Below are 12,829 nucleotides of genomic sequence, written 5' to 3' on the forward strand. Positions count from 1 at the left end.
CAGCAGGAGGCAAGAACAAGTCCTGCCTCACTTTTTGGTTTATCTGTTAGAGCTGAATCTATTTTCATATCTCATTACTATTGTTTCAAAATATTATTGACCTCAGTTTCCATCGACTTAAGGGTGGCTTGAATCTCTTTCCCATTTAGCAGCATATCTTGTAATCCGCGGGCTAGAGCAGAGTTAATGTCCGATGCATTCGGTACGCCCACCATATGGTCGGTTGCTTTATCAAGACTTTGACTCGAAGCAAGTTTTGCTTCTGCTTCAAGTGAACCATCGGATTCCGTAAAGAATGGATCTTCTACTGATTTTTTAGTCGATGGCAGTGTATTTGCCTCTTTAGAGAAAGCAGTTTGGTTCTCTGCATTGGTAATGAATTTAGCGAACTCTGCTGCTTCTTTTGGATGCTTAGATTTACTAGGTACAACAAGGTCCATGGAATTTGATAAACGAAGCCCTGCTTTTCCAGTTGGAAGAGATACGGCTACTGTATTCTCGTAAATTTCTGGAGCGGATGTCTTAATAAAGTTGATAAATGTTGGTCCTGCGAGTACAAAAGCAGTCTGCTCTGCAGAATAGAACTGAACCTGCTTCCCAAGATCGGAATCTTCTTTAACGATGAGTCCTTCATCCATCAGTTTCTTGAGGTTCTCTACTGTAGCTGCCATCTCCGGTGTGTTAAAAGCAGCGGCGGATTTATCTTCATTAAGAATCGGGATACCATCAATGGTCAGCAGTTTCGTAACCAGATTTAAGGCATATCCCATTTTGCCTGTCTTTTCTTTTACTGTACGAGCCCAGTCTGCAAGCTCTTCTCGCGTTTGAGGCGGGCTTGCTGGATCAAGTCCGGCAGCTTCCACTATTTTTTTGTTCATAAAAAGAACTTCCGTGCCTGTGTACCACGGCAATGCATATGCTTTATCTCCAAGAACGGTTGAATCGAAAATTCCATCAAAATATTCGGCTTTTTCTTCGGCGGTGAGGTATTCATTTAGATCAACCAGAGCTCCTTTGGTGCCCATCTGGTTGGCAAATTCCGTATTGAGGTTTACAACGTCGGGGCTTGTGTTACTTGCACTGCTCGTGAGCAGCTTCTGTGTAATAGCATCATAGGGGTAATCCTGCCATTCGATTGTGACATTCTCATGGGCAGCTTCGTACTCGGTAATGAGCTTGTTGAAATAATCGTTAAACTTGGGCTGCAGTGCAATCGTCCAGAACTTCAGTGTAACGGGTTCACTGCTTACTTCCCCTTTTCCCGGATCAGCAGGTTTCGGATCAGCCGGTTCTGCCGTACCTCCTCCACCTGAACAAGCACTAATAAACATAGCTAACAGTAAAACGGTAAGGCAGGTTAGCTTCATCCCTTTTCTGTTTCTTCTCATTCCTTTTCCCCCTTTAGCTTTGGAAAATGTCATTTTTGAAGAGAACAATATGATGTGAGAATCTCGGAAGTTTTTTACTTCTAATTCCCTTTGTGGGAGATTATAGCAAAACAATCCTAATAAAAAAAGGTTTTTCCACTATTTTTATAAAAAGCGGAATATTTTTTCTTTTTAGACTAACACCCCTGTTTTACTTGGTTTATCTTCATATGAGCCGCTTGTCTCTTCCCTTCTTAAGCCTTCTGCATATTCTAATAAATCATTTGGAAGACTAGTTATCATACTTAGACTCCCGGAGGAAACCGCTGAACATGAAGAAAATATTCTCTATATACACTCAAGATTTAAACCGCATTGTTCACAATTGGCCTGCCCTGGTCATTATTCTAGGTCTCGTTATCCTTCCTTCTCTCTATGCTTGGTTTAACATTGAATCTTCTTGGGACCCCTACAGCAATACCGGTGGAATTAAAGTGGCTGTCGTAAGCAAGGATGAAGGAACAGAGCTCCTAGGCAAATCCATAAATGCAGGGCAAGAAATCATAGATACACTACATACGAATAACAAAATTGGCTGGGTTTTCACGAGTGAAGAAGAAGCTTTATCCGGGGTGAAAAAAGGGCGCTATTACGCCAGCATTATCATTCCTGCAGATTTTTCTGCCGGGCTTGCTACTGCACTTTCGGATAACCCCTCGGAGCCGGAACTCGAGTATTATGTAAACGAAAAAATAAATGCCGTTGCACCCAAAATCACTTCTTCGGGTGCGACGAGTATTGTGAGCGAGATTAGCAGTAATTTTGTGAAAACGGCAAATGGCGTGATCTTCAAAGCATTTAATGAAATAGGGGTGAAGCTGGAAGAGGAGCTCCCTTCCATTGAAAAGTTAAAAGCCCTTGTTTATCGTTTTGAAGATATGGTACCTGATCTAGTAAAGGCAGCAGATACCGCAACTCAAGATGTAGCTGATCTTAAAAAGATGGTGGAACAGGTAAAAGAAATTCTGCCATCCATGGAGCAAACCGTAAATCAGGCTTCTGAATTCTCGGCTAAACTTGCGGACGTGCTGCCTAAGGTACAAGATACCCTAGAATCTGTATCACCGCTCATCAAACAAGACATCACTCTGATTAACCAGGCAGCCAGTTCTGCCCTCACCGCACTTGAAGCTATTCAAAATGCGGCGCTCACCCCAGCAGAGATTACCGAGCGCCTTGATCATCTTGAGCCGAAGCTTACTTCGCTTCTCCAGTTGACCGAAGATGCAAGAGGATGGATAGAAGCGATTCAGAACTTTTTGCCGGAACAGGTGTATACCAATTTTATTTCAAAGCTCTCATCATTGTCTGACAGATTAACAGCGCAGCTGAATGCGATAAACAGTATCCGCGGCGCGCTTGAAGAGGGACAAGATCCATCTGAACTGCTGGACAATCTATACAACGCAGCGCAAGAAACAGCTTCCATCAGTAAAAATATACTCCTTCGGTATGACAGTGAAATTGCTCCTGCTGTGAAGACGGCGGTGGAGAAAGCAGCCGATACTGCCCAAAAAGCTAATCAAACGCTGCAGACAGCGGTAACAGCTTTGCCTCGTATTAAAGAAATCATAGCAGACGCTGAAAAGGGCCTGATTGCAGGGGGAGAGGCTTTGACGAAGGTCAAGTCTGAACTGCCCGAGGTCCAGAAAAAAATAACCGAAATCGCTAATAGTATTCGTGAGTTTGACCGTACCGGCAATCTGCAAGAAATTATTGATTTATTGCAGATTGATTTTCAGAAAGAGAGCAGCTTTTTTGCCTCTCCCGTATCTTTAGTAGAACATAAACTCTATCCCATTCCGAATTACGGATCAGCCATGTCTCCCTTTTTTAGTACCTTATCTCTGTGGGTGGGAGCACTGCTGCTTGTCTCTCTGCTGTCAGTGGAAGTACATGAACCTTCCCACTTGGAAAAAGAGGAGAATCACTCTAGTAATCACCAGGTAAAATCCTCTTATCAACCTTATCAAGTGTACTTTGGCCGCTACCTGACTTTTATGACACTGGCACTGTTGCAGTCGCTGGTAGTTACACTTGGTGATATATTTTTACTGCACGCCTATGTGCATGACCCTGTATATTTTGTATGGTTTGGAATGCTGATCAGCAGCGTATTCATGATCATTGTATATACACTCGTCTCCGTCTTTGGCAATGTAGGTAAGGCAATAGCTATCGTCCTGCTTGTCTTGCAGCTTGGCGGAGCAGGCGGTACATTTCCTATTGAAGTGACCCCTTTCTTTTTTCAGCTGATTCATCCGTTCCTTCCTTTTACGTATGGCATCAGCCTCATGAGAGAAGCGACCGGGGGCATCTTATGGGAAGTGATCACAAGAGATATTGTAGTTCTTCTGCTCATGGCTGGACTCTTTATGCTGCTTGGTTTGTTACTTAAGAAACCGATCAATCAATTGTCAGAACCACTCGTTAAAAAAGCGAGAAAAAGCAACATCATTCATTGATATTTGACAGCTCAATCAGTTCACAATTCCCCAACATTCTCCCTCTGTTCTGCGCTATAATGGTGAGTAAGAACGGAGGGAAATTTATGAAAAAGAAGATACTTACTACCTTAATAATCATTCTTATTCTTGCTGCTGGCGGCATAACAAGCAAGATGTTGAGTGCTCAAACGATTATTACTCCCGCTGAGGTCGTAAGCGCTTTAGAGAGCAAAGACATTCAATTGCTGCCGGCAAGTGAGAGCACTGATAAACCGCTTTTAAATCACGTTCCTGCAGTTCAATATATTCTGCAACCTGAAAATGCTACAGGTCAGCCCGAAGCTTTATCTATCTTCACTTATGCATCCGCAGATGCTTTGCAAGATGCAGTAACCGAGCTAGAGCAGCAAATCGATTATTTAGATAATGCTCCTGCTGTATATGAACATAAGAACGCACTGATTCTGCACTGGAAAGGCGATTCCCCTTCTGATTCTCTAAATCAGATTCTAGAAGAAGCTCTTTTAGATCTATAAAATTGATCTGTCGTTTTGATCTGTAATATTGACGTTAGTAAACAGCATTTTACGCTATAGATAACATCTGCCTTAGAAGATGCAGGTAAGGTTAAGTCTATAAAGTGGATGTTGTCCTCGCATATAAACTGCGATTCCTTTCTCGGGATTTGCAGTTTTTTGTTATAAAAAGATCGACAAATTACAAACCTATATTTAATATAAATGTATAATATAGAAGAAAGTGGTGAATTCCTCATTATGCTTTATGCAGGAGCCCTTATACTATCCATAGCTATTGTTGTTTTTCTAATTCCCCCGCTCGGGCGTCTGGCCCTTCGAATCGATTTTGTAGACAAGCCCCGGGAAGATGAAGAACGTAAATTACATAAGAAACCGATTCCTTTAACGGCAAGTTATGCGATTTTCATCGGTTTTTTCATTACATATCTTCTGTTTTCAGGAGAATATACTTGGCAGACAGGGGCTTTATTTTTAGGCGGATTACTGCTTCTTATCATTGGCACCGTGGATGACTGGTTTAAGACTAAGGGAAAAGATTTCCCTGCTCTGCCCAAAATGGTAGTTCAGATGTCTGCTGCTGTCATTGCCTACCTTGCTGGGATTCGCTTCAGCGGTTTCTATAACCCGTTCAGTGAAGAATATATTTCTCTTCCTGTCTGGCTGCAGTTTACCCTCACCATTCTCTGGATTTTCGGTGTAACAACAGTAATTAACTTCTCGGATGGAATGGATGGTCTAGCTGGAGGGTTGTCCGCTATTTCGGGAACAACTTTGTTTATTGTGGCACTGACCATGGGACAAGGGAATTCTGCCATGCTGGCTATTGTACTCGTGGGTGTGACCATCGGATATCTCAAGTTCAACAAACCGCCTGCAAGAGTCTTTATGGGAGATGCCGGAGCCACTTTTCTTGGTTTCATTCTTGCCGTTATTGCCTTGGATGGTGCCTTCAAGCAGGCTACGGTACTATCGATTCTCATTCCGATCCTGGCGCTTGGTGTTCCTATTTTCGACAACCTGTTTGTTGTGGTCAAAAGATTTCTGGGCGGCAAAGCCATCTATCAAGCAGATGCCAGTCAAGCACATTATAGACTGCTTCGTGCCGGGCTTTCTCAAAAACAAGTTGTTGCCGTTCTATGCCTTGTCAGCGTCTGCTTATGTTTGTCTTCCATCATTCTTATGCTCGTTCAAATGTAGTCTTCTATCTTAGCGAAGCAGGACCGACAGGTCCTGCTTTTCTGCAACAAGAGGCAGCCTTACAGTAAATGTCGTTCCTTGTCCAAGGGAGCTCTCTACACATACTGTTCCCCCGTGCATCATTACGATCTTTTCAATAATGGAAAGTCCAAGTCCACTTCCCCCGCTCGAATGAGTTCTTGATTTATCCGCTTTATAAAATCGTTCAAAAATATGTTCCTGATCCTCTTCCGATATCCCAATTCCTGTGTCCTCCACCCGAACTATCGCTTCTTTTTCATCTGCTTCCAAGAAAACTTGAATTGTCCCCTTTTCCGGAGTGAACTTAATCGCATTGTGAAGAAGATTTACCCATACCTGAGATAACAAGTCCGGATCAGCCTCCATATTAATCTGCCTCAGGCCTACAATCATCTCCAAATCTTTGGCAAGCCACTGCGGCTCACAAGCCAGGATTAAAGACTGAATCTGCTTATCCAGCCTCATCGGTACAGGATAGAACGGATGCTGCTCGGAATCGAGAGATGCAAGCCGCAGCATGTTCTCAGACAACTTAGAGAGCCGAACACTTTCTTTTTCAATAATATCTAAATAATGATTCCGTATATCCTCACTCAGCTTTTCTTCCTTCAGTATTCTTGCAAAACCACTGATCGAGGTGAGAGGGGACTGAATTTCATGAGACACATCAGAAATAAAATCCTGACGCATGGACTCCAGCTTGCCCAAGTTAGCTGCCATATCGTTAATGCTTTCGATTAGTTGTTTCATAGGTCCCGCTTCATACCTGTCATCAGGGTTGATCATTACTCCAAAATCACCCTTGGCAATTCTACTCAGTGCATCAAAAATTATTTGGTTAAATATACGTTGTCGTTTATCTAAAAGTTTAGACAATAGGTACGTTAACAATCCAAACATAAAGAATCCAAGAAATGAATTTAATAACTGAAGAAACAAGGGTCGCAACTGCCATCCAATCCAGGAGGTTAGAAAAAATGCTATAGTCCAGCATATGAACAGAGTGAGAGTAACCCAAAGTAAGCCTGCGACGAATTTAATCAGCATTTTTCCCTTTAAAGTATGATCTCTCATCTTTTCACCTCGAATCGGTAGCCTAGACCACGAATCGTCCGTATCGTAAAAGCATGATCATCAGACTTAAAACGATCACGCAGCCGGCCAATATGTACATCTACAGTGCGTTCCACTCCTTCATAATCATAGCCCCATATCCTTTCAATGAGCTGGTCACGAGGGAAAGTTTTCCCTGGGTAACTTGCCAGCAAGAATAAAAGTTCAAACTCTTTTAGAGGAAGCGTTATCGCTTCCTCTCCGTCATAACATTCGAATGTACTGCGATCAAGTTTTAATTTACCTATCTCAACTTGCTGTGAAGCAGCAACTCGGTAACGTTTAAGGAGTGCATGTACCCGAACAACCAGCTCCATCGGATCAAAGGGCTTTACAAGATAATCATCAGTACCAAGTTGAAACCCTCTAACCTTGTGCGTAATTTCGCCCTTTGCAGTAAGCATCAACAGCGGAATGCTGTTATAGTCGTCAGCTAACTCCTTGCAAAGATCCCAGCCATCCATACCCGGCATCATAATATCCAGAATGACAAGATCAACCTTTATCTTCTCCAAGACTTCAAGTGCTTCGATTCCATTGGAAGCTTCTGCGGTAGTAAAACCTTCTTTCTTTAGCAGGTGATTTAACAGCTCACGAATATGTGAATCATCATCTACAATAAGAATCGTTGGCATGATAAATACTCCTTTTTTGTATACTTCAATTAGCGATTTCGTTCTGATCTCGTGAACATCAGCGTTCCGACAACGGTAAAGACAAGGAAGAATCCAGCCATCACAATCAGGTTAGTAACCGGATGATGGAGAACAATCTGATCATATACGGGAGTGCCTGCATAAAATACGGCACGTGCAAAGTCAATGCAGTATGTCATCGGCATGATTTTAGCAAGAATACCTAATATTCCAGTAGAATGCTGAATTGGAATCATTGCACCTGAGAGAAACATTTGCGGCATAATTAGCAGAATGGAACCCATATCTGCCGTCTTGCTGTCTTGGACAAAACCGATAAAAAATATTCCTAATGCTCCACCCACTAAACAGAATAGCGGAGAGATGAGAAACAAATATACGATATGTATTCCACCTAGTGGGATTTGCATAAGAAGAGAAATAATCAAAATCCCTATTAGACCAACGAGACTAGTAAAACTTGCACCGATCATTTTACCAAGGATAATAGAATACCTAGAAATCGGAGAAACGTAAAGTTCTTGCGTAAAGTTAGTATTTCTCTCTTCTATTAAAGAACTCATACCAGTAACAAGACCAGTAAAAATATTATTCACCATCATACCAATCATTATAAATTGTAGATAATTATACGAGGCCAGCCGCCATGTTTTGAGACAAACTCCCACCCATAATGCCCATAAAAATAACAGGCATAATAATACTTACAGCTAAATAAATCGGATTTTTTATACTTTTTGTTATTTCGCGTGCTGCTATTGCTATTACGGCATTTCCTTCTCTTTTTGTTAAAGCAATCATTTTACTACTCCCTTTCATTTTGTTGTACCAATTCTAGATAAGCCTCTTCGAGAGTAGGCTGATGAATCTCAAGCCTTGTAAGCGGTGTGCGAAGCTGCGACAGCAGCTGCTGTGGCGTTTGTTCCTGATACGTGACCTTCAAAGCGTCATTTACCTCTGTAAAATCTGTCTGCAATGAAATCAGCTCTTCCTTTAGTTCTGTAAGATCGCTTGCTCCAATGATCATTGATCTATCACCCAACAACTGCCGCTTGATCTCATCAGGTGTACCTAGGACTGCTATTTTCCCCTTTGTAACCATACAAACTCGGTCCGCTTCCTCAGCTTCTTCAAGATAATGCGTTGTAAGAAAAATGGTCATGTTCTCTTCCTTGCGAATTTTTTGTAAATACGCCCATAGAGATTGACGTGCGGATGCATCAAGTCCCTGTGTCGGTTCATCTAAAAATAGAATCTGCGGCTTATGCATAAGACTTCGCAAAATTTCGAGCTTCCTTTTCATTCCTCCTGAAAATCCTTTTACTTTTTTAAATAGGTTTTCATGTATACCTACAATTTCCGCAAGCTCTTCAATTCGCTGTTTATAAGCAGCAGGCATCATACTATAGAACGGTCGATACGGATACACCCCATATACACTCACATGTAATCGAATATTTTCCTCAGCCGTTAAATCGAGATCAAGACTTGGGTTCTGAAAAATAATGCCTACATTTTGGCGCACCATAGATGCCTCTTTTTCAACGTCATAACCTGCAATTTTAACCATTCCTTCTGTCTTTGATAACGTTGTGGTTAATATGGAAATCGTCGTGGTTTTGCCCGCACCGTTTGGGCCTAGAAGAGCAAAAAACTCTCCTTTCCCTACCTCAAAGCTAATGCCATCTACTGCTGCCCGTTCACTATTTTTATATTTCTTCTTTAAGTTTTCTACTTGTATAATCGTCTCCACTTTTTGCCGACCTCCTCAATATCGCAGTCCAGTCAGGTTATATTACCTTCTCTCCTGAGGACGTACTTAAGGATAATGGAGATTTGTAAACTGAATTTAAACTGTGAAATGCTTTTTCATTTCAGTATGGATATTAAATCAGCACCTAGACGGAAAATAATTCTCTTGTTCATTGAAAGAATTCAACCGCATATTTCATAAAATCGAGTGATTTGGATATAAGAAGAACCCTCATCATACGTCACCATGCCGGCATCATGCGGATTATATAATGCATACAGGGAATTTGAATTATGACGAGAGTTAGAATGAGATTTATGACGAAATGTATGATGTAGAGGAGTAAAAGTGCCGCAGGACCGACAGTTCCTGCTTTTTTTCGTTTAAAAGCGTTAAAACTACATGATAAACATTTGCAATAACTTTTACAGACCCTAAAAACATGTTCTGAGGCAACTGCCCATATACTATAACGTTCGTGCTAACATCCGCATCAAGAAAGGAGCTGTGCGATGCTCTCTTCTTCCATTGTTGTATTTCCTCCGCGTGAACCGGGCCCCTTGCTTACCAAACTCTTATCTGTGCTGTGTGAGGAATATGATGTCTATTATCTGTCTGAACCTAAGCTTCAAGAAGGAGAACAGGTAAAAAACGAAGCACAACTCGCCGAGCTGCCGTCAGATGTGCTTTTACTCACGCCCTCCGAACTTCATACCGTCTGTGCAGAAGATACCCTTGCTATTGTTGCTCATCCATACTGGCTGCATGTGGCCGCTTCCCAAACAGAAGCACAGCTCATCATGCTCGATTTCGAAGATGAAGAAGACGCAAGCAGTCTATTCCATACTTGCTCAGAACAACTTCGGGCCATATCTTCGCTTTATTGTTCCCGCTCTGAGATGAAGTGTCTGGATGCGACTTTTCGAGGGACGCCAGCTCTATTCTTGGATGAGGAACAAGGAAGCCTAGACCTGGACCTTTTTATACATGCAATCCATGAAATCACGGAGGATGTCCCTGTCTCTGCCCCTGAGATTCAGTGGACTAAGCGTAAAGCGCACTACCGTGCTATGAGAGAACAGAACGGACCTCATGAGACATTTTCATTTCTTTTAGCTGTATATCATTACTTATTAGGAGAACAAGAAGCACTGCATTATGGAGAAGAGGCCTTTCTGCAGGCAGTGATAAGCGGTCAGCATCAGTCTCTGATCTCTCATTACCGGTTTCTATCCGCCATTCATGCAAAGCTAGGCAACCTGCAAACAGCAGCAAATATATACGGGATTACGGCCTTTGGTGAAACCGAGGCAAGACAATATGAGAACATCCTATTTCTTCTGGCTGAAGATCAGGAAGTCCTTGCACGAGCGGAATTACTTCGACTGAATGATGACTATGGGGCAGCATTCACTCTTATTAAGCAGCTCCCTGCTGATCATCGTATTCGTCTCCTGCTGTTTCATATGTACCGAGAAACGGGACGACTGGAACTTGCTCTATCACAGGTTCACTCCTCTGACTTGCTCTCAGCAGAAGAACGGTATCTGTTTCGCCTGTTGTGCGGCCAAGTGGAAGCAATCCGCGGAGAACGGCACGCAGCCATTCGCCTATTTCTAGAGGCATCTGCCGAGAAGGAAGAGGCTCTTGTTCATATCGCTGCGCTAGAGGTACTGGATGACAAGGTTCATAATTTACTGAAAGGGAGCTGATTGTACTGATGTCAGATCCTTCTCCCTCTATCTCTAATGTACGTAAACCAGAAGGTAATTCATTGACCGCCATGCTGCAAGTACACAATGAGGAACATCGCTACTTGGAAGAGGTACTTACGGACCTCTCTACGTATGTTGATCACATTGTTATCGTTGATGATGCCAGTACAGATCGTACAGTCGAGATCTGTAAGTCATTTGAGAAGGTAATCAAGCTTGTACAGCTGCCAGCATCCTTATTTGCAGAGGAATGGAAATTACGTTCTATCCTGTGGCAAGCCGCTGCTTCTACTTCTCCCGACTGGCTGCTTGCTGTTGATGCTGATGAATTGTATGAAGAACGGGCCAAGCGTAATATACGAGGGCTTATTAATCAGAATCGTTATGACTCAGTCAGCTTTCGGCTCTATGATCTGTGGGGCAGCCGGCAGTATTACCGGGAAGATAACTTGTGGCAAGCACATAAAGGGGCAACCATGACACTTGTTCGCTTTTTCAAAGACTATCCCTACTTTTATCCCAAAATGCAGCATCATGTACCTCGGCTGCCGCTTACCTGTTCCGCGCTTCCAGGGCTTACCACAGACTTACGTATCAAGCACCTGGGCTGGTCAGGACCACTCGAAGAACGGGTTGAGAAATATGTCCGCTACAAAAAAATGGACCCGGAAGGGCGATGGGGAAATGTTGCCCAGTATGAGTCCATTCTGGATCTGAAACCCAACCTTCTGGAATGGAAGGAGGAAGATTAATTGTACGTCAGCATTCTTACGCACAGCTTTGCAGACGGATATAACCGTGATTTCGAGAGGCTATTTGGAGGCGGGCTGGAACGATATATCTACGAGCTCTGTCAGGTGATTCGCTCACTCGGTCATACTCCACAGGTTCATCAATTATCCTACTATGATTCTTTCCACCGCCATATTGAAGAGATTGAAGTGTTTGGATATGCTTATGATCCGCAGCGTATACCGGATGCATTTGAGGAGATGGCTTCAAAGGCAAAGGGTCCCCTCATTTATGCCAGCTGTATATGGCATCCGCTGCGTTATTCCCCGAATAGTCTCGGGATATGTCACGGAATTAATTGGGATCGCCCAAGTCTTCCAACTGAAGTGAAACAGGAAGTAGCGGTCTCAATACAACACGCTCTGGATCATTTAGAGACTATTGTGTCGGTTGACTCTCATTTTCTCACCTTTTGCAGAGCCGTTTGTACCTTTAACGATCCGCAGAAGATTATCTTAATTCCAAACGCAGTTGATACTCATTATTTCAAACCGCTGGAGTCTGCTTTAAAAGAAACAGAACTTGAAGAGCATACTTTACGCAAAAAAACCAATTACAGAAAGGTTCATCTTCACCAGTCAGAAGAGGAGCTTGAAGCAAGTGACGAGGAACAGCCGGGACGGATACGAATTCTTTTTCCACGTAGAATTAGTCTAGAGCGTGGAATCATTCCGATGATGCTTTCGGCTGACTATTTATTAGGTCTATACCCTCAACTCGAAATTGAGTTTGCAGGAGAGCGGGTACAGGGAAGCACCGTGGGCAGAGCTTTTGAAATGTGGATGAAGCATCATCCTCATAAAGCACGCATTTTTTCCAAAAGCTATCTTTTTGATGAGATGATTACCGCCTATCATATGGCAGATATCGCGGTTATTCCTACGATTTTCTCTGAGGGAACTTCCTATGCCTGTCTAGAAGCCATGAGCTGCGGACTTCCGGTTGTAGCAAGCAATGTCGGCGGTCTCAATGATCTAATACAGGATGGCAATAACGGCCTGTTAGTCTCACCTGAAGAATCTCATATTACAGCTGCCCTATGCCGCCTTATTGACGATGAAGACCTCCGGTTACAGCTTGGCAAGCAGGCACGGCAAACCGCACTTAGTTATGATGAAGAGAAGTGGAAATCGGCTTGGAAAAAGGTACTGATCCCCTTCCTCAGATAG

The 12,829-nt window shown here is 42.9% G+C and carries 12 protein-coding genes; 6 read left to right on the top strand and 6 right to left on the bottom strand.

Annotated elements, in window-relative coordinates; all coding sequences use genetic code 11:
* Nucleotides 1–77: 77 nt before the first annotated feature.
* The gene (locus QPK24_RS22540; RefSeq protein WP_285744899.1) at nucleotides 78–1,388 is read right to left on the bottom strand and encodes an ABC transporter substrate-binding protein; all 1,311 of its coding nucleotides are present in this window, start codon (nucleotides 1,386–1,388) and stop codon (nucleotides 78–80) included.
* A gap of 311 nt (nucleotides 1,389–1,699) precedes the next feature.
* Here QPK24_RS22540 and QPK24_RS22545 point away from each other — a divergent pair, with 311 nt between their 5' ends.
* The 3 genes from QPK24_RS22545 (at nucleotide 1,700) to QPK24_RS22555 (ending at nucleotide 5,610) form a co-directional block, all read left to right on the top strand.
* Nucleotides 1,700–3,892, top strand: a complete 2,193-nt coding sequence (locus tag QPK24_RS22545) for a YhgE/Pip family protein (RefSeq protein ID WP_285744901.1) — start codon at nucleotides 1,700–1,702, stop codon at nucleotides 3,890–3,892.
* An 86-nt stretch (nucleotides 3,893–3,978) separates the two neighbouring features.
* The gene (locus QPK24_RS22550) at nucleotides 3,979–4,410 is read left to right on the top strand and encodes a hypothetical protein (RefSeq protein ID WP_285744903.1); all 432 of its coding nucleotides are present in this window, start codon (nucleotides 3,979–3,981) and stop codon (nucleotides 4,408–4,410) included.
* Nucleotides 4,411–4,650: 240 nt separating this feature from the next.
* A complete protein-coding gene (locus QPK24_RS22555) occupies nucleotides 4,651–5,610 on the top strand; it encodes an MraY family glycosyltransferase (RefSeq protein ID WP_160032598.1) in 960 nt (319 codons plus the stop codon).
* A gap of 9 nt (nucleotides 5,611–5,619) precedes the next feature.
* On the opposite strand, the gene QPK24_RS22560 is transcribed toward QPK24_RS22555, so the two are convergent.
* The 5 genes from QPK24_RS22560 to QPK24_RS22580 all read right to left on the bottom strand — a co-directional run bounded on the left by QPK24_RS22560 (nucleotide 5,620) and on the right by QPK24_RS22580 (nucleotide 9,153).
* The gene (locus QPK24_RS22560; protein WP_285744906.1) at nucleotides 5,620–6,417 is read right to left on the bottom strand and encodes a sensor histidine kinase; all 798 of its coding nucleotides are present in this window, start codon (nucleotides 6,415–6,417) and stop codon (nucleotides 5,620–5,622) included.
* Nucleotides 6,418–6,701: 284 nt separating this feature from the next.
* On the bottom strand, nucleotides 6,702–7,379 hold the full coding sequence (locus QPK24_RS22565) for a response regulator transcription factor (protein ID WP_285744908.1): 678 nt from the start codon (nucleotides 7,377–7,379) through the stop codon (nucleotides 6,702–6,704).
* 29 nt (nucleotides 7,380–7,408) lie between these two features.
* Nucleotides 7,409–8,068, bottom strand: a complete 660-nt coding sequence (locus QPK24_RS22570) for an ABC transporter permease (protein ID WP_285744910.1) — start codon at nucleotides 8,066–8,068, stop codon at nucleotides 7,409–7,411.
* Nucleotides 8,028–8,201 (bottom strand): hypothetical protein, encoded by a 174-nt coding sequence (locus tag QPK24_RS22575; protein ID WP_285744912.1) that lies wholly within the window; start codon nucleotides 8,199–8,201, stop codon nucleotides 8,028–8,030. The genes QPK24_RS22570 and QPK24_RS22575 overlap by 41 nt, the downstream gene beginning before the upstream one ends.
* Nucleotides 8,202–8,205: 4 nt before the next feature.
* Entirely contained in the window at nucleotides 8,206–9,153 is a 948-nt protein-coding gene (locus tag QPK24_RS22580; protein ID WP_285744914.1) for an ATP-binding cassette domain-containing protein, read from the bottom strand.
* Between the two features lie 512 nt (nucleotides 9,154–9,665).
* Here QPK24_RS22580 and QPK24_RS22585 point away from each other — a divergent pair.
* Genes QPK24_RS22585 through QPK24_RS22595 form a run of 3 tightly spaced genes read left to right on the top strand, consistent with a single transcriptional unit; the run spans nucleotide 9,666 to nucleotide 12,829 of the window.
* A complete protein-coding gene (locus QPK24_RS22585; protein WP_285744916.1) occupies nucleotides 9,666–10,865 on the top strand; it encodes a hypothetical protein in 1,200 nt (399 codons plus the stop codon).
* An 8-nt stretch (nucleotides 10,866–10,873) separates the two neighbouring features.
* Nucleotides 10,874–11,620 (top strand): glycosyltransferase, encoded by a 747-nt coding sequence (locus QPK24_RS22590; protein WP_285744918.1) that lies wholly within the window; start codon nucleotides 10,874–10,876, stop codon nucleotides 11,618–11,620.
* Complete coding sequence (locus QPK24_RS22595; RefSeq protein ID WP_285744920.1) at nucleotides 11,621–12,829, top strand: glycosyltransferase family 4 protein; 1,209 nt, start codon at nucleotides 11,621–11,623, stop codon at nucleotides 12,827–12,829.

The sequence above is a fragment of the Paenibacillus polygoni genome (assembly GCF_030263935.1).
GTDB classification, from domain to species: domain Bacteria; phylum Bacillota; class Bacilli; order Paenibacillales; family Paenibacillaceae; genus Paenibacillus; species Paenibacillus polygoni.

Coding starts and splice junctions, on each gene's coding strand:
- QPK24_RS22590 (WP_285744918.1), top strand. CDS start 10,874: ATGTCAGATCCTTCTCCCTCTATCTCTAATGTACGTAAACCAGAAGGT.
- QPK24_RS22555 (WP_160032598.1), top strand. CDS start 4,651: ATGCTTTATGCAGGAGCCCTTATACTATCCATAGCTATTGTTGTTTTT.
- QPK24_RS22585 (WP_285744916.1), top strand. CDS start 9,666: ATGCTCTCTTCTTCCATTGTTGTATTTCCTCCGCGTGAACCGGGCCCC.
- QPK24_RS22540 (WP_285744899.1), bottom strand. CDS start 1,388: ATGAGAAGAAACAGAAAAGGGATGAAGCTAACCTGCCTTACCGTTTTA.
- QPK24_RS22545 (WP_285744901.1), top strand. CDS start 1,700: ATGAAGAAAATATTCTCTATATACACTCAAGATTTAAACCGCATTGTT.
- QPK24_RS22565 (WP_285744908.1), bottom strand. CDS start 7,379: ATGCCAACGATTCTTATTGTAGATGATGATTCACATATTCGTGAGCTG.
- QPK24_RS22575 (WP_285744912.1), bottom strand. CDS start 8,201: ATGATTGCTTTAACAAAAAGAGAAGGAAATGCCGTAATAGCAATAGCA.
- QPK24_RS22560 (WP_285744906.1), bottom strand. CDS start 6,417: ATGATCAACCCTGATGACAGGTATGAAGCGGGACCTATGAAACAACTA.
- QPK24_RS22550 (WP_285744903.1), top strand. CDS start 3,979: ATGAAAAAGAAGATACTTACTACCTTAATAATCATTCTTATTCTTGCT.